Raw genomic sequence first — 15,726 nt, 5'->3', positions numbered from 1 at the left:
CCGGGTTGCTGCATCATTGTTCTGCCAGACGAGCCTGAATGAACGCCGCCATTTCAGCGACCGGCACATGCACTGCCTCGCCGCCACGACGCGCCACATATTCCAGCTTGCCTTCTTTCAGACCACGGTCGCCGACCACCACACGGTGCGGCACACCGATCAGTTCCCAGTCTGCAAACATCGCGCCCGGACGCTCACCACGGTCATCCAGAATCACGTCTACGCCAGCAGCCAGCAGAGCCTGATACAGGTTCTCTGTTTCTGTACGCACGGCTTCGCTGCGATCCATCCCCATAGGACAAATCACCACTTCAAACGGTGCAATCGCTGTCGGCCAGATAATGCCTTTGTCATCGTAGTTTTGCTCGATTGCAGCACCCAGAATACGGGTCACGCCGATACCGTAGCAACCCATTTGCAACAGTTGCGGTTTACCGTTTTCATCGAGGAAGGTGGCTTTCATATCTTCCGAATAACGGGTGCCGAGCTGGAATACGTGGCCGACTTCAATACCGCGCTGGATTGCCAGTACGCCTTTACCGTCCGGAGAAAGATCACCGGCAACGACATTACGCAGATCAGCAACGACAGGTTCCGGCAGATCGCGGCCCCAGTTGACGCCGGTCAGGTGATAGCCCTCTTCGTTGGCGCCACAGACAAAATCTGCCATGTTCGCGACAGTGCGGTCAGCCACAACCTTCACTGGTTTCACAGTACCGACCGGACCGAGATAACCCGGCTTGCAACCAAAGTATTCAACAATTTCAGATTCCGACGCGAAGCGGAAATTAGCCAGACCAGCAACTTTGCTGACTTTGACTTCATTCAGTTCGTGATCGCCACGCAACAGTAACAACCAGATCTGTTTTTCCTTGCCTTCGTCAGCATCCACTGCCAGCACGATGGATTTCACAGTGGCGGTCAGCGGCAGATTCAGCAATGCAGCGACGTCTTCGCATTTTTCTTTGCCCGGCGTTGCGGTTTTTGCCATTGCTGCAGAGGCGGCAGCACGGCTGTCGCTGAGTGCCAGTGCTTCTGCTGCTTCCATATTGGCAGCGTAATCCGAGGTCGGGCAGTACACCAGTGCATCTTCACCGGTTTCTGCGATCACGTGGAATTCATGCGAACCGGAACCACCGATGGCACCGTTATCTGCTGCAACCGCACGGAACTGCAGGCCGAAACGCTGAAAAATGCTGGTGTAAGCGTCGTACATGATCTGGTACGATTTTTTCAGACCATCAACATCACGGTCGAAAGAATACGCATCTTTCATGGTGAATTCGCGGCCACGCATCAGACCGAAGCGCGGACGGCGTTCGTCACGGAATTTGGTCTGGATATGATAGAAGTTCACCGGCAACTGACGGTAAGAGCGGATTTCGCTGCGTACAACGTCGGTGATTGCTTCTTCGGAAGTCGGCTGGATGATGAAATCGCGACCGTGCCGGTCTTTCACGCGCATCAGTTCCGGGCCCATTTTGTCCCAGCGGCCGGTTTCCTGCCACAGTTCCGCCGGTTGCACGACCGGCATCAGCATTTCAATTGCGCCCGCGCGGTTCATTTCTTCGCGGATGATATTTTCCACTTTACGAATAATGCGCAGGCCCATCGGCATGTAATTGTAGATGCCGGAACCCAGACGTTTAATCATACCGGCGCGCATCATCAGTTTGTGGCTGATGATTTCTGCATCAGCCGGTGCTTCTTTTAAAGTCGAAATAAAAAATCGTGTAGCTCGCATGGCAGTGATTCTTTTTAAATGGAAGGTTATAATCAACTCAATTTTAAAGGATTAGTTGGCTAATGCGCCGACTTCTTTACGCGCAACATGATGGAAATTCGGAATTACATGATTGTTTTCAGACCTCCTGAGCACTGGCCGCAGACCTGAACGGCCCGGCCACGCATTACCCGCGTAGAGAAAGTTGCACAATTAGTCACAGAAAGTATTGAGGTTAACTATGCTAGACCGTGAAGGCTTTCGCCCTAACGTAGGCATAATTTTGCTGAACGCCAACAATCAGGTGTGGTGGGGCAAGCGGGTACGTGAACATTCATGGCAATTTCCGCAAGGCGGCATCAAATATGGTGAATCGCCGGAACAGGCTATGTTTCGTGAGCTGGAAGAAGAAACCGGCCTGTTACCACAGCATGTGAAAATCATCGGCCGCACCCGCGACTGGCTGCGCTATGAAGTGCCGGATCATTTCATTAAACGTGAAGTGCGTGGCCATTACCGTGGTCAGAAGCAGATCTGGTTTCTGCTGCGCATGCTGGGACGTGACTGTGATGTGAATCTGCGCGCGTCCGATCATCCCGAATTCGATGCATGGCGCTGGCATGAATACTGGGTGCCGCTGGATGTGGTGATTGAATTCAAGCGCGGCGTCTACCAACTGGCGCTGCAGGAATTATCCCGTTTCCTGAATCGTCCCGATCACGCGCGTCAGCGTCGTCAGCACCATCAGCAGCGCACTCCGCGCATCCCCACCCATACCAACCGGCCGGTAACTGAGGCCACGCCCGAGGAGGCAGGTCAGGAATGAAATCATCCCGTTTTTCTGTAATTCGCTGCGCCCTGCTGGCAGCTGTATTTGGCGCTGCGCTGCAGATTCCTGCGCAGGCGGAAGATGAAAAAGAATGGACCGAAGCGGCGCTGCAGTTACCTGCCGCGCCAGCCGCAGATGCCTTACTGACTTTCCATCAGACCGGTACTATTCAGTTTCAGATTGATGCCAACTCGCTCAGCATCGCGCCCGATGGCACCATCCGTTACACACTGGTTGCCACCAGCGCTGCCGGTGCGCGTAACGTGAGTTACGAAGGCTTGCGCTGTTCCACGTATGAGAAAAAACTGTTTGCGTTCGGCCGCTCTGACGGCAGCTGGTCTAATGCGCGCCGCGCAGACTGGACACGGATTTCGCAAACCGATGCAAACAAACAGCATCATGTGCTGTACACCGAGTTTTTATGCGATGGCAATACGATTGCCGGTAAAGTGCCGGACATGATTCAGCGCTTAAAAGGTCAGCGTTATCCGCAAAAGAAAATCTGATTGCAGCTCGAACCGGAGCTTCGTTCAGCGTATATCTTTGCAAGCTAATGAAGTCACTCAACCGTTCCCGCCACCGGCCGGAACGGTTTTTTATTGCCGTCATGCTTGCTGACATTATGCAGAACTCCGCATCAGATATTTTCGGAGCGCCAGAGTTTCTGCCGACGACCGCCGGATCGCTATGCCAGAATCCGCATTTGAGGCATTTTGGGCCGCTTTCAGACCGATTTCAGGCCTTCCCTGCTTGCCATCCTTACAGCAGTACCAGATTGTCGCGATGGATCAGTTCAGGTTCTTCGATAAACCCCAGTATCGCCGCGATATCAGACGAAGGTTTGCGCAGAATACGGCGCGCATCCGAACTGGCGTAATTGCATAAGCCACGCGCCACCGGCTGCCCCTGACTATCGAGACAAGTCACCACCGCACCGCGGCTGAACTCACCCTGCACTGCAGTCACGCCGATCGGCAGCAAAGATTTGCCTTCACGGGTCAGCTTGGCAACTGCACCGTCATCCAGCGTCAGGCTGCCAGCCGTCTGCAAATGATCTGCCATCCACTGCTTACGCGCTGCCAGCGGCGCAGTCGCTGCATTTAATTGCGTACCGATTGCTTCGCCGGCCGCCAGCCGCTGCAGCACCGCAGCTTCCCGCCCGCAGGCAATCACCGTACTGGCGCCGGATTTCGCGGCACGTTTCGCCGCCAGAATTTTTGTCAGCATGCCACCGCGTCCAAGGCTGCTGCCGGCGCCGCCTGCCATCGCTTCGAGCGCAGGATCACCGGCACGGCCTTCGCGTACCAGTTGTGCATCCGGCACCTTGCGCGGGTCGGCTGTGTACAGACCGGTCTGATCCGTCAGAATCACCAGCGCATCGGCTTCAATCAGATTCGCAACCAGTGCCCCGAGCGTATCGTTATCACCGAATTTGATTTCATCGGTGACCACGGTATCGTTTTCATTGATGACCGGCACCACGCCCAGTCCCAGCAGTGTGAACAGCGTGGAGCGCGCATTCAGATAGCGTTCGCGGTCGGCCAGATCGGCATGGGTCAGCAGAATCTGCGCGGTACGCATGCCGAATGCGGCGAAACAGGTCTCGTAAATCTGTGCCAGCCCCATTTGACCGACTGCCGCGCAGGCTTGTAATTCATGAATCGCTGTCGGCCTGCGGGCAAACCCCAGCCGCTGCCGTCCCTCTGCAATCGCACCGGAACTGACCAGCACGACTTCTTTACCGGCGGCGCGCAGCGCGGCAATCTGTTGTGCCCAGTTCGCAATCGCCCGCTGATCCAGCCCCTGCCCGTCATTGGTCACCAGCGATGACCCTACTTTAATAATGATGCGTTTCGCCTGCTGTATCACTGCACTCATTGCTCACCTGTTATGATCTTACTTTATTCAGAAACACCGATTAATTACTGAATTATATTTCAAATTTACAGTATATTTTTCGCACAAATTAGAAATCTGCTGTTTTCCTGATCATAAAGCAGCGCAACTGCGGTACACAGTGGCAATAAAAAACCCGGCGCAAGGCCGGGTTTTGCAAGTACTGGCGACGAAAATCAGTCGTTGATAACTTTAAAGCGCGGATCATCCGGATCAATCGACAGAATGCCCTGTGCTTCTTCACGCATTTTGGTTTCCTGCGCACGGTGCTCCACCGCACGGGTTTCCTGCAGATACAGATAAATTGCCTGCACCAGCTCTTCGCAACCTTCGCGGCTCAGCGCGGAAATTTCGAATACCGGACCTTTCCAGCCAAAGCGTTTGACGAAATCTTTCACACGCTTTTTACGGTCATCCGCATCCAGAACATCCAGCTTGTTCAGCACCAGCCAGCGTGGTTTGTCGTACAGACTTTCATCGTATTTACGCAATTCTTTGACCAGCGCCTTGGCTTCTTTGACCGGATCCACATCCGCGTCAAACGGTGCCAGATCAACAATATGCAGCAGCAAACCGGTACGCTGCAAATGCTTCAGGAACTGAATACCGAGACCGGCACCATCTGCTGCACCTTCGATCAGACCAGGAATATCCGCAATCACGAAACTCTTTTCATGGCTGACACGTACCATACCCAGATTCGGATGCAGTGTGGTGAAAGGATAATCCGCAATCTTAGGACGGGCATTCGATACCGCTGTGATGAAGGTCGATTTACCGGCGTTCGGCATACCGAGCAGGCCAACGTCAGCCAGCACTTTCAGCTCCAGCTGCAGTTCGCGGCGTTCGCCTTCTTTACCTTCTGTCTTCTGACGCGGCGCACGGTTGGTCGAGGTTTTAAAATGGATGTTACCCCAGCCACCTTCACCACCGCGTGCCAGCAACACTTCCTGACCGTGTTCAGTCAGATCCGCAATCACTTCATCGGTGTTACGGTCTGTAATCAGGGTGCCGACCGGCATACGCAGATACACATCGTCCGCACCACGGCCATAGCAATCCGAACCACGGCCGTTTTCACCGCGACCAGCGCGATGCAGCTTGGAATAGCGGTAATCAACCAGCGTGTTGATGTTACGGTCTGCGATTGCATAAATACTGCCGCCGCGTCCGCCGTCACCGCCATCAGGACCGCCAAAAGGACGGAATTTTTCACGGCAGAACGATGCAACACCATTGCCGCCATCACCAGCGACGACTTCAATACGGGCTTCGTCAATAAATTTCATAATCTGTACCTAAAAAAGCTTATATAAATCCCTGAACCTGGTTAAGCACACCGGATTTATAGAGGATTTCTTAAAACTAAAAAGGCCCTGCACAGGGCAGAGCCTTTTCATTGTAGTGGCTACAGCCGGATCCGGGTATATCCGGATTATGCTGCAACAACGATCGCGTACTGGTGCTTTGCAGCACCTTTGATTGCGAACTTCACTGTGCCGTCTGTCAGTGCGAACAGAGTGTGGTCTTTGCCCACACCTACGTTTTCACCTGCGTGAACACGTGTGCCGCGTTGACGAACGATAATGCCGCCAGCATTGATTTTTTGGCCGCCGTAAACTTTAACGCCAAGGCGTTTCGATTCTGAGTCACGACCGTTGCGCGTGGTGCCGCCGCCCTTTTTGTGTGCCATTTTTAATTAGCTCCTAAAAATAGTGTGATAACTTGCTGAATTAACCGTTGATAGCAACGATTTGCAGTTCAGTGTAGTTCTGGCGATGGCCCTGACGTTTCTGGTAGTGCTTACGACGACGCATTTTGAAAATACGTACTTTGTCGTGACGACCGTGGCTTACTACTGTAGCCAGCACCGTTGCACCTTCGACCAGCGGAGCACCAAATTTGATGGACTCACCTGCGCCCACTGCGAGCACCTGATCCAGAGTGATTTCGGCGCCGATGTCAGCTGGTATCTGTTCTACTTTGAGTTTTTCGCCAGCAGCAACTTTATACTGTTTGCCGCCGGTTTTTATGACCGCGTACATGGTTAACCTCGTATATAAATAATCTAGAAATTTTTCCTGCCAACAGTAAACTGCTCGCGGGAAAACGCGTAATTATACAGAGACCCGAAAATCACGTCAAAACAAATTTGCGTATTTTTTGAGCAGCCCGCAGATAAACCCTGCCGGCGATGTTGGTTTTTCAACCCGCGAAACCATTTACTGCAATTGCTTCCGCTGCAGAAACAGCAATTTTCTGTCCATCGTCGTATAATCTGCGCATTTCGAAATTCTTGCAGGTAAAGACCTTGTCTTCCCCCGTACAACCGAATCCGGTCACCGATCTCATCGCGCCAGACCTGAATGCCGTGAACCAGGTAATCCGGCAACAACTCCATTCCGACGTCGCACTGGTCAGCCAGATCGCCGAGTACATCATCAGCGCAGGCGGCAAACGCATCCGTCCGGTACTGGTATTACTGATGGCGAATGCCTGCAATTATCAGGGCAAGCATCATTATGATCTGGCCGCAATTGTGGAGTTTATCCACACAGCAACCCTGCTGCATGATGATGTGGTTGATGAATCCTCCCTGCGCCGTGGTCGCCAGACAGCCAATGCGCTGTTCGGCAATGCTGCGTCGGTACTGGTCGGCGACTTCCTGTATTCACGTGCGTTCCAGATGATGGTTAACATCAACAGTATGCGCGTCATGCAGATTCTGGCAGATGCAACTAACGTGATCGCCGAAGGTGAAGTGCTGCAATTGCTGAACATGCACGATCCGGATGTCACCGAAGAGCGTTACCTGAAAGTCATCGAATCCAAGACAGCCAAGCTGTTTGAAGCAGCTGGCGAAATCGGCGCACTGATCGCTGGTGCAAGCGAAGAGCAAATCCGCGCCGCCGGCGAATATGGCCGTTGCCTCGGCACCGCTTTCCAGCTGATCGACGACGTACTGGACTACTCCGGCAACTCGGATGAAATCGGCAAAAACGTCGGCGATGATCTGCGCGAAGGCAAACCAACGCTGCCGCTGATTTATCTGATGAAAAACGGCAGCGAAGAAGAACGTCAGCTGGTACGTGACTGCATCGAACAAGGCGATGAAAGCCGCTTCGCGGATATTCTGCAAGCCATCACACAATCTGGTGCACTGGATTACACACGCAAGGAAGCAGAAGATGCTGCCGCGCGTGCAGAAGCTGCTGTGTCTGTTCTGCCTGAATCTGAATACAAAGAAGCACTGATACGCCTGAGCCGTTTTGCGGTCAGCCGCAATCACTGATTACAGGCTTCATGCTTCAGAGAAAAGGATGTCGTCGGACATCCTTTTTTTATTCCCCGCCCTCCGCTTTTTCAGACAAGCAGAATCTCCTGTTATTTCTGACAACTGGCCGGAACCGCACTGAACACCCGCCGATATTGCGTTATTTCACGTTGTAGTTGTAAAAAAAAGTAGTATCTCTTTACAAATCCGGACACTGGTTGCATTATCGTGAGGCAATCCTGCGCCGTTACACACATCCTTTCCGCACCGTCTGCATTCACATCATCCGCGCCTGATACCCCTTCAGGTATATCGTGGCAAACATGTGACTGATGCAATCCAGCGGCAGGCAGTGAAGCTGGCAGCAGGCCGGTCCGGCAACTTCAAAGCAGATAACTGATACCGCTTTGCCAAGACGGACAACGCTTTCTGGTTTTCCCACATGCGTATCCGAACCGACTTCTTACAGTTTGCGCGCCACTCTGCTCCGCTGCAGCTGAATTTTTCAGCCAGCGGCACAGCAGCGTTGCGTTTAACTATTTCCGGTTCGGCCCATTCTTACCGATAGATCATTATGTCTGCCGTCCCACCGAATACCCCGACACAGAATGCCACCCCTGGCCTCGCACGCGCGCTGATGCAGGGCAATCTGCTAAACGCAGCTCAAGTCGAAACCATCGTCAAAAAAGCCGGCGCTGAAAAGATTTCCTTTGTAGATGCCATGGTGCTGTCCGGCGAACTTCCAGCCCGTGATCTGGCGACATTTTGCTCAGAGACCTTCGGCTATCCGTTACTGGATATCAGTGCGCTGAATGAAAGCATGCTGCCGGAAAAACTGGTTGAGCTGAAGCTGATCATCACACAGAAGATTTTGCCGATTGCAAAAAAAGGCAACAAGCTGTATCTGGCAGTGTCTGATCCGACCAATAATTCGGTTCTGGATCAGGTCAAATTCCAGAGCGGTCTGGCGCTGGAACTCGTCATCGTGCATCACGATGTACTGAGCAAAATCATTGAGAAAATCAGCAAAACTTCAGAGCAGGCACTGAATGATTTAGGCAGCGATGATTTCGATGTTGATTTCAAAGAAGAAGATGTAGCCGCCGCTGTACCGGATGCGCAGGCAAATGAAGTTGATGATGCGCCTATCGTTAAATTCCTGACCAAAATGCTGATCGACGCCATCAATATGGGCGCGTCAGATTTGCACTTTGAACCATTTGAAAAATTTTACCGCATCCGCTTCCGTATTGATGGCGAGTTGCGGGAAATCGCCCAGCCACCGCTGTCTATCCGTGACAAACTGGCGTCCCGTATCAAAGTTATTTCTAAATTAGATATTTCAGAAAAACGTGTTCCGCAAGATGGCCGGATGAAGTTAAACCTTGGCAGCAAATCAATCGACTTCCGTGTGAGCACTCTGCCAACACTGTTCGGCGAAAAAATTGTAATGCGTATTCTGGATGCGTCTCAGGCCCAGCTGGGCATTGATGCACTGGGCTATGAGCCGTATCAGAAAGAAGTGCTGATGAATGCAATTCAGCGCCCTTACGGCATGGTACTGGTCACAGGCCCGACCGGTTCCGGTAAAACGGTATCGCTGTACACCTGTCTGAATGTAATTAATAAGCCGGGTATTAATATTTCGACTGCGGAAGATCCGGCAGAGATTAACCTGCCCGGCATTAATCAGGTCAACGTGAATGATAAAGCCGGCCTGACGTTCGCAGCAGCACTGAAGTCCTTCCTGCGTCAGGATCCGGACGTCATCATGGTTGGTGAGATTCGCGATCTGGAAACAGCAGACATCGCTATTAAAGCCGCGCAAACGGGCCATATGGTGTTTTCGACATTGCATACCAATGATGCACCGTCGACACTGACCCGTCTGATGAATATGGGTGTTGCGCCTTTCAATATTGCATCGTCCGTTATTCTGATTACAGCGCAGCGTCTCGCACGCCGTTTGTGTACCTGTAAACAACCGATTGAAGTGCTGGATGAAGTATTACTGGCAGCCGGTTTTAAAGAGGACGATCTGGATGGCTCCTGGAAGCCTTACGGCCCGGTTGGCTGCGACAGATGTAACGGAACCGGTTACAAAGGCCGTGTTGGTATCTATCAACTGATGCCGATTTCGGAGGAAATTGAGCGTATCATTCTTTCCAATGGCACAGCGATGGAAATCGAAGAACAGTGTCAACGCGAGGGTGTGCGCAATCTGCGCCAGTCCGGTCTGGTTAAAGTCAAACAAGGCGTGACCAGTCTGGAAGAAGTTCTCGGATGTACTAACGAATAAGCGGAGCAAGGCAAATGGCAACCAATTCCGCCAAACCGGCGCGACAGAGTAAAGAAGTCCTGTACGCATGGGAAGGCAAAGATAAATTTGGCAAGAAGGTACAGGGTGAAATGCGTGCCGGTGGTCAGGCCATCGTTAACGCGACACTGCGTCGTCAGGGCATTCTGGTTACCAAGCTGAAAAAGAAAAGTTACAGCTCCGGCAAACGGATTACCGATACCGATATTACACTGTTCACACGCCAGTTGGCCACCATGATGAAAGCCGGTGTACCTTTGCTGCAGTCTTTCGATATTGTTGCAAAAGGTAACGCTAACCCCTCCGTTTCCAAGCTGCTGATGGACATTCGCGGCGATGTCGAAACCGGTACTAGTCTGAATCAGGCATTCCGTAAATATCCGCTGTATTTTGATGCCTTGTTCTGTAATCTGGTCGGCGCCGGTGAGCAGGCAGGTATTCTGGAAGACTTGCTGACACGTCTGGCGCTGTACAAAGAAAAAACGCTGGCGATCAAAAAGAAAATTAAATCTGCACTGACTTATCCGATTGCGATTCTGTCCGTGGCGTTTATTGTGACCGCCGTGATTATGATCTGGGTGGTACCGGCGTTTAAACAAGTATTCACCAGCTTCGGTGCAGATTTGCCTGCACCGACACTGTTTGTGATGGCCTTGTCCGATTTCTTTGTCGCTAACTGGTACATTATTTTCGGCGGCTTGTTTGGTGCGATTTACTTCTTTTTCCAGACTTGGCGTCGTTCGGTTCCTATGCAGCGTGCGATGGACCGTATCCTGTTGCAACTGCCTATCTTTGGCGTGGTGATCCGCAAAGCAACGATTGCCCGCTGGACACGCACACTGGCAACCATGTTTGCCGCAGGTGTTCCGCTGGTCGAGTCACTGGATTCCGTCGGTGGTGCTTCCGGTAATGCGGTGTATATGGATGCCACGATCAAAATTCAGACAGAAGTCAGTACCGGTACCAGTCTGACCGTAGCAATGCAAAATGCCGGCGTCTTCCCGAACATGGTGACCCAGATGGTGGCGATTGGTGAAGAGTCCGGTGCACTGGATGCGATGCTGGGCAAAGTTGCGGACTTTTACGAAGAAGAAGTCGATGAAGCCGTTGCCTCTTTATCCAGCCTGATGGAACCGCTGATTATGGTGATTCTGGGCGTGCTGATTGGTGGTCTCGTCGTTGCGATGTATCTGCCTATCTTCAAACTGGGTTCGGTGGTCTGATGTTCGAAGCTGTTTTTTTTCAGGCGCCGGGCGACTGGCTCAGCGCCATTTCGCTTGGCATCTTTGGCTTGCTGATCGGCAGCTTTCTGAATGTGGTGATACACCGTTATCCGCGCATGATTGACCGGGAAACGGAAAACGCCGTTGCAGAGCACCGCAATGAACCACTGCCGCATCAGGACGCATACAACCTGGTAGTGCCGCGCTCAGCCTGTCCGCATTGCGGACATCAGATTACTGCGCTGGAAAATATTCCCGTCATCAGCTATCTGTTCCTGCGGGGCAAATGCAGCGAATGCAAAGCGCCGATCTCGGTACGCTATCCTCTGGTGGAACTGGTGACAGGTCTCGCAACTGGTGGCCTGATCTGGATGCTGGGTAGTGGCATCGCCGGTCTGGCGGCTGTGGTGTTCTTGTTTTTCCTGATCACGCTGACGATGATTGATGCGGATGTGCAGCTACTCCCGGACGACCTGACGCTGTCACTGATGTGGATAGGCTTGCTGCTGAATAGTCGGTCTGTTTTCACCGACCCGGTCAGTGCCATCATTGGTGCCGCCGCAGGCTATCTGGTGCTTTTGCTGGTGAATAGCGTGTACAAACTGTGGAAAAAGCAGGATGGCTTTGGTCAAGGCGATTTCAAATTGCTGGCTGCACTCGGCGCATGGATGGGCTGGAAAATGTTGCCGCTGATTATTCTGTTGTCGTCTGCAACCGGTTCTGTCATTGGCATTACGCTGATTCTGATGTCGCGGATGGGTTTTTCCACTCGTTTGTCCTTCGGCCCGTATCTGGCATGTGCCGGACTGATCGCGCTGTTATGGGGTGAAAAAATCGTATCGGCTTATCTCGGAGTCCTGCATTGACACGCTTTGCAGTCGGGCTGACCGGTGGTATCGGCAGCGGTAAAACCACGATCGCCAACTGGTTTGCAGATCAGGGCGCAACGCTGATTGATACCGATCTGATTGCGCACAGTCTGACCCGTCCGGGTGGTCTGGCGATGGATGCTATCCGCCGGCAATTCGGATCCGAGTTTGTCGATGCAGACGGCGCGATGGATCGCGCAAAAATGCGTGAACTGGTGTTTAAACGTCCTGAAGCGCGTCAGCAATTGCAGGCCATTCTGCATCCGCTGATTCGCTCTGAATGCGAACGCGAAGCGCTGGCAGCAACCAGCGCTTATGTTATTTTTGTAGTGCCGCTGCTGGTGGAATCCGGCGGATGGCGCGAACGGGTCAACCGGATTCTGGTTGTCGACTGCCCTGAAACTTTGCAGCAGCAACGCGTCATGCAAAGAAACGGTTTCAGCCGCGAACAGGTCGAAGCCATTATGGCGACGCAGGCACGTCGTACTGCGCGGCTGGCAGTTGCCGATGATGTTGTTGTTAACGATGTCCCCCTGACCGAAAATCTGCCGTTACTGACGACACTGCATCAGCATTATCTTGCACTGAGTCAGACAAACGTCTGAATTGAACACGCTCTGTGCAGGAATTCTGCATTGTCGTTTGTATTTTCTGACAGTATGGTTCAGAATCACGTCAGGTTGTGCTTAGCACCTTTTCACTTGTCAGGGATACTATTTTGATCGTCTACGAATACCCATTTAATGAGCGTATTCGCACGCTGTTGCGACTGGAAGACTTGTACGAAAAATTCCGATTTTTTCTGCGTCAGTCTCACCATTTACAGCACCAGATTGCGCTGTCCACGATTTTCGAGATGCTCGAAGTCGCTGGTCGTGCCGATTTAAAATCGGATCTGCTGCAAGAATTGGAACGCCAGAAATCCACGCTGGTCAGCTTCCGTAATAATCCGAATGTGCAGTCTGAAATGCTGGACAATGTGATCGAAGAAGTCGATCAGGTCAGTTCTGCTTTGATGGCATGTACCGGCAAAACCGGTCAGCATATCCGCGAAAATGAATGGCTGATGAGCATACGCGGACGCACCATCATCCCTGGCGGTGCCTGTGAATTTGATTTACCCAGTTATCATGCCTGGCAGCACAAAACGCAGGAACAGCGTGTGCGCGATATCGAACAATGGTTTGCACCGGTTGCGCCATTATTTGCAGCAATTCAGGTGGTACTGCGCTTGCTGCGCGAATCCGGCACCACGACGCGTATGATTGCGCAGGCTGGCAGTTACCAGCAAATGCTGCAGGGCAAGGTGTACCAGCTGGTGCGCGTAACGCTGGCGGAAGATGCCTTAGCCATTCCGGAGATTTCAGCGAATAAATACATGCTGTGGATACGCTTCATGTGTCAGGATGGCGATGAAAAGCCGCGCATGTTTGAATCGGATACCGCGTTTGATTTAACCCTTTGTAATTTCTGAGTTTTTCCTGATGGCCACTGTCGTTCAATGCCCCTGCTGTAAAAAAGATGTCCCGTGGACGCCAGAAAGTCTGTGGCGTCCTTTCTGCTCGGAACGCTGCAAGCAAACCGATCTGGGGGCATGGGCGCAGGAAAAATACAGCATTCCTTCCACGACCCAGCCTGATCCCGGTGAATTGCCGCCGGAATTGCAATAAGGCTGACGCTCTCTGTTTCTCCGCATATCCGGCACTGCCCGCGTTTCAGCGCAGGCATCGGTGATGCCGCTTGTCGGATAATGCCTGATACCGCCTGACTGAAAACGTTCGCGCCACCGTCAGTGCCTGATCTCTGACTGATTTCCGGCTGACCAATTTCCAATGATGACCCGCAGTGTGGCAAAACCACACGCTGCCAGTGAGTCTGTACGTCTTCCCAGAATGAGGGTAAAAAGTGCCTGAAATGCGGTGTTAGGCACAGAAAAAGTACCTGCTATCACCATTGTCGGCGAAAACAGCGGGCCTACGGACCCCCTGTTTTTTTTCGAATGCTGATTTCTGCACAGTACCGAGGTTCAGCGGCTGTGCGGGATGCCGTATTTGCGCAGCTTGCCAGCCACCATAGAATGGGAAGTGTTCAGGCGCGCTGCCAGTTTGCGGCTGGACGGATAGTGCGGATACAACTGCTCCAGCAAACGGCGCTCATAACGCGCCATTGCCTCATCCCAGTCTTCATTGTCTGCAATACCGGGCTGATCGGTAGCGATACTCCCTTCCGCCCAGTCCAGATCCTGCGCTTCCAGCGTGCGGCGGTCAGACATCGTAATCGCACGGAACACCACGTTTTGCAGTTGCCGTACATTGCCGGGCCAGCGGTTGGCCAGCAGTGCAGCGCATGCGGAAGAATGCAGACGGCAAACCGGCTTTTGCGCCTGCGTACAGGCACCTTCGATGAAATGCCGTGCCAGCGGCAGGATATCGTCAGGACGGTCGCGCAGCGCTGGCATATCCAGATGCAGCACATTCAGCCGGTAAAACAAATCTTCGCGGAACTGCCCTTCCCTGACCATCTGATGCAGATTGCGGTGCGTGGCGCTGATAATGCGCACATTGACGCGGATTTCCTTATCGCCGCCGATACGGCGGAATTTACCGTCATTCAGGAAACGCAACAGCTTGGCCTGCAGATACAGCGACATCTCGCCGATTTCGTCCAGAAACACGGTGCCGCCGTCCGCCATTTCAAACAGACCGGGCTTGCCACCTTTTTGTGCGCCTGTGAACGCACCCGGCATGTAGCCGAACAATTCGCTTTCCGCCAGACTTTCCGGCAAAGCTGCGCAATTCAGTTCCAGAAACGGCGCATTCGCACGCGGACTAACGCTGTGGCACGCCTGCGCCAGCAATTCTTTACCGGTACCTGTTTCGCCGGTAATCAGTAAAGGTGCATCCACAGCCGCCATCCGCAATGCGCGGGCTTTCAGTGCGCGCATTTGTTCAGAATCACCGATGATCAGATCAAAACCATCGACACTGGCATTTTGCAGTGCATGGATGTGGCTGCCGATACGTGACGGCGCATGGAAAGTCAGCACCGCGCCGACGAGACGACTGAGCGGCGTCTGCACAGCCAGTTCCGGTTCAGACACCGGTTTTACATCCAGCAGAAACGGTTCGCCGCGCAGACGAACTTCACGGCTGGGCAGATGGAATCCGGACTGCAGCAATTCTTCCTGCAAGCCCGGTTCATCCAGAATATCGGCCAGCATCAGCTGACACAGGCTGGCTTCCGGCAAGCCTGTGACTGCGCTGGCCGCGGCATTTGCGACCACCAGCCTTGCCTGCCCGTCAACCGCCACGACCGGATCTTCCATCACCGCCATCATGGTATCCAGATGTAAACGGCGGCGTACACCGGGCATCACATCAATCACTTGCAGGCCGGTCACGCCTTCCACCTGCAGGCAGGCTGCACGCAGGTCATCCAGCATGCGCTCATGCAATTCGGGACTGTCGATATAGATATGCGGCGGATCGACTTCCACCGCCACCACATTCAGCCTGCGGGTCGCCAGCACCGCCAGAATTTCATGGGCAATTCCCACCCGGTCGCGGAAACAGATATCAATGCGCATGCGTTAAGT

General features: G+C 53.0%; 15 protein-coding genes. 9 read left to right on the top strand and 6 right to left on the bottom strand.

Annotated features, from left to right (window positions below; genetic code table 11):
- Positions 1 to 13: 13 nt before the first annotated feature.
- On the bottom strand, positions 14 to 1,744 hold the full coding sequence (locus IE092_RS12675; RefSeq protein ID WP_189357562.1) for a proline--tRNA ligase: 1,731 nt from the start codon (positions 1,742 to 1,744) through the stop codon (positions 14 to 16).
- Positions 1,745 to 1,964: 220 nt separating this feature from the next.
- On the opposite strand from IE092_RS12675, the gene IE092_RS12670 reads away from it, so the two are divergent.
- Both IE092_RS12670 and IE092_RS12665 read left to right on the top strand, forming a co-directional pair.
- Positions 1,965 to 2,549, top strand: coding sequence for an RNA pyrophosphohydrolase (locus IE092_RS12670; protein WP_229793161.1), 585 nt, complete (start codon positions 1,965 to 1,967; stop codon positions 2,547 to 2,549).
- On the top strand, positions 2,546 to 3,058 hold the full coding sequence (locus tag IE092_RS12665) for a CNP1-like family protein (RefSeq protein ID WP_189357561.1): 513 nt from the start codon (positions 2,546 to 2,548) through the stop codon (positions 3,056 to 3,058). Before IE092_RS12670 ends, IE092_RS12665 begins: the two co-directional genes overlap by 4 nt.
- A 253-nt stretch (positions 3,059 to 3,311) precedes the next feature.
- Here IE092_RS12665 and proB read toward each other — a convergent pair whose 3' ends face one another.
- From proB to rplU, 4 genes are all read right to left on the bottom strand, one after another.
- Positions 3,312 to 4,430, bottom strand: coding sequence for a glutamate 5-kinase (gene proB, locus IE092_RS12660; RefSeq protein ID WP_189357560.1), 1,119 nt, complete (start codon positions 4,428 to 4,430; stop codon positions 3,312 to 3,314).
- 194 nt (positions 4,431 to 4,624) lie between these two features.
- Complete coding sequence (gene cgtA / locus IE092_RS12655; protein WP_189357559.1) at positions 4,625 to 5,737, bottom strand: Obg family GTPase CgtA; 1,113 nt, start codon at positions 5,735 to 5,737, stop codon at positions 4,625 to 4,627.
- Between the two features lie 146 nt (positions 5,738 to 5,883).
- Positions 5,884 to 6,141, bottom strand: coding sequence for a 50S ribosomal protein L27 (gene rpmA / locus IE092_RS12650; protein ID WP_189357558.1), 258 nt, complete (start codon positions 6,139 to 6,141; stop codon positions 5,884 to 5,886).
- A gap of 40 nt (positions 6,142 to 6,181) precedes the next feature.
- The gene (gene rplU, locus IE092_RS12645; RefSeq protein WP_189357557.1) at positions 6,182 to 6,493 is read right to left on the bottom strand and encodes a 50S ribosomal protein L21; all 312 of its coding nucleotides are present in this window, start codon (positions 6,491 to 6,493) and stop codon (positions 6,182 to 6,184) included.
- Positions 6,494 to 6,759: 266 nt separating this feature from the next.
- Here rplU and ispB point away from each other — a divergent pair, with 266 nt between their 5' ends.
- The 7 genes from ispB (at position 6,760) to IE092_RS12610 (ending at position 13,801) form a co-directional block, all read left to right on the top strand.
- A complete protein-coding gene (ispB, locus tag IE092_RS12640; RefSeq protein ID WP_268249280.1) occupies positions 6,760 to 7,740 on the top strand; it encodes an octaprenyl diphosphate synthase in 981 nt (326 codons plus the stop codon).
- A 556-nt stretch (positions 7,741 to 8,296) separates the two neighbouring features.
- The gene (pilB, locus tag IE092_RS12635; protein WP_189357555.1) at positions 8,297 to 10,021 is read left to right on the top strand and encodes a type IV-A pilus assembly ATPase PilB; all 1,725 of its coding nucleotides are present in this window, start codon (positions 8,297 to 8,299) and stop codon (positions 10,019 to 10,021) included.
- Between the two features lie 14 nt (positions 10,022 to 10,035).
- On the top strand, positions 10,036 to 11,262 hold the full coding sequence (locus tag IE092_RS12630; RefSeq protein WP_189357554.1) for a type II secretion system F family protein: 1,227 nt from the start codon (positions 10,036 to 10,038) through the stop codon (positions 11,260 to 11,262).
- Positions 11,262 to 12,128 (top strand): prepilin peptidase, encoded by an 867-nt coding sequence (locus IE092_RS12625; RefSeq protein ID WP_189357553.1) that lies wholly within the window; start codon positions 11,262 to 11,264, stop codon positions 12,126 to 12,128. The genes IE092_RS12630 and IE092_RS12625 overlap by 1 nt, the downstream gene beginning before the upstream one ends.
- Positions 12,125 to 12,736, top strand: a complete 612-nt coding sequence (gene coaE / locus IE092_RS12620) for a dephospho-CoA kinase (RefSeq protein ID WP_189357552.1) — start codon at positions 12,125 to 12,127, stop codon at positions 12,734 to 12,736. Before IE092_RS12625 ends, coaE begins: the two co-directional genes overlap by 4 nt.
- A gap of 113 nt (positions 12,737 to 12,849) precedes the next feature.
- Positions 12,850 to 13,605 (top strand): cell division protein ZapD, encoded by a 756-nt coding sequence (gene zapD / locus IE092_RS12615; protein WP_189357551.1) that lies wholly within the window; start codon positions 12,850 to 12,852, stop codon positions 13,603 to 13,605.
- Positions 13,606 to 13,615: 10 nt separating this feature from the next.
- A complete protein-coding gene (locus IE092_RS12610; RefSeq protein ID WP_189357550.1) occupies positions 13,616 to 13,801 on the top strand; it encodes a DNA gyrase inhibitor YacG in 186 nt (61 codons plus the stop codon).
- A gap of 356 nt (positions 13,802 to 14,157) precedes the next feature.
- Here the strand turns inward: IE092_RS12610 and IE092_RS12605 are convergent, their stop codons facing one another.
- Positions 14,158 to 15,717, bottom strand: coding sequence for a sigma-54-dependent transcriptional regulator (locus tag IE092_RS12605; RefSeq protein WP_189357549.1), 1,560 nt, complete (start codon positions 15,715 to 15,717; stop codon positions 14,158 to 14,160).
- Positions 15,718 to 15,726: the final 9 nt, after the last annotated feature.

Source organism: Cognatundibacterium squillarum, from assembly GCF_014652435.1.
GTDB lineage: Bacteria > Pseudomonadota > Gammaproteobacteria > Burkholderiales > Burkholderiaceae_D > Undibacterium > Undibacterium squillarum.
This window is presented reverse-complemented; position numbering and strand designations above follow the sequence as displayed.

Coding starts and splice junctions, on each gene's coding strand:
- IE092_RS12675 (WP_189357562.1), bottom strand. CDS start 1,744: ATGCGAGCTACACGATTTTTTATTTCGACTTTAAAAGAAGCACCGGCT.
- IE092_RS12670 (WP_229793161.1), top strand. CDS start 1,965: ATGCTAGACCGTGAAGGCTTTCGCCCTAACGTAGGCATAATTTTGCTG.
- IE092_RS12665 (WP_189357561.1), top strand. CDS start 2,546: ATGAAATCATCCCGTTTTTCTGTAATTCGCTGCGCCCTGCTGGCAGCT.
- proB (WP_189357560.1), bottom strand. CDS start 4,430: ATGAGTGCAGTGATACAGCAGGCGAAACGCATCATTATTAAAGTAGGG.
- cgtA (WP_189357559.1), bottom strand. CDS start 5,737: ATGAAATTTATTGACGAAGCCCGTATTGAAGTCGTCGCTGGTGATGGC.
- rpmA (WP_189357558.1), bottom strand. CDS start 6,141: ATGGCACACAAAAAGGGCGGCGGCACCACGCGCAACGGTCGTGACTCA.
- rplU (WP_189357557.1), bottom strand. CDS start 6,493: ATGTACGCGGTCATAAAAACCGGCGGCAAACAGTATAAAGTTGCTGCT.
- pilB (WP_189357555.1), top strand. CDS start 8,297: ATGTCTGCCGTCCCACCGAATACCCCGACACAGAATGCCACCCCTGGC.
- IE092_RS12630 (WP_189357554.1), top strand. CDS start 10,036: ATGGCAACCAATTCCGCCAAACCGGCGCGACAGAGTAAAGAAGTCCTG.
- IE092_RS12625 (WP_189357553.1), top strand. CDS start 11,262: ATGTTCGAAGCTGTTTTTTTTCAGGCGCCGGGCGACTGGCTCAGCGCC.
- IE092_RS12610 (WP_189357550.1), top strand. CDS start 13,616: ATGGCCACTGTCGTTCAATGCCCCTGCTGTAAAAAAGATGTCCCGTGG.
- IE092_RS12605 (WP_189357549.1), bottom strand. CDS start 15,717: ATGCGCATTGATATCTGTTTCCGCGACCGGGTGGGAATTGCCCATGAA.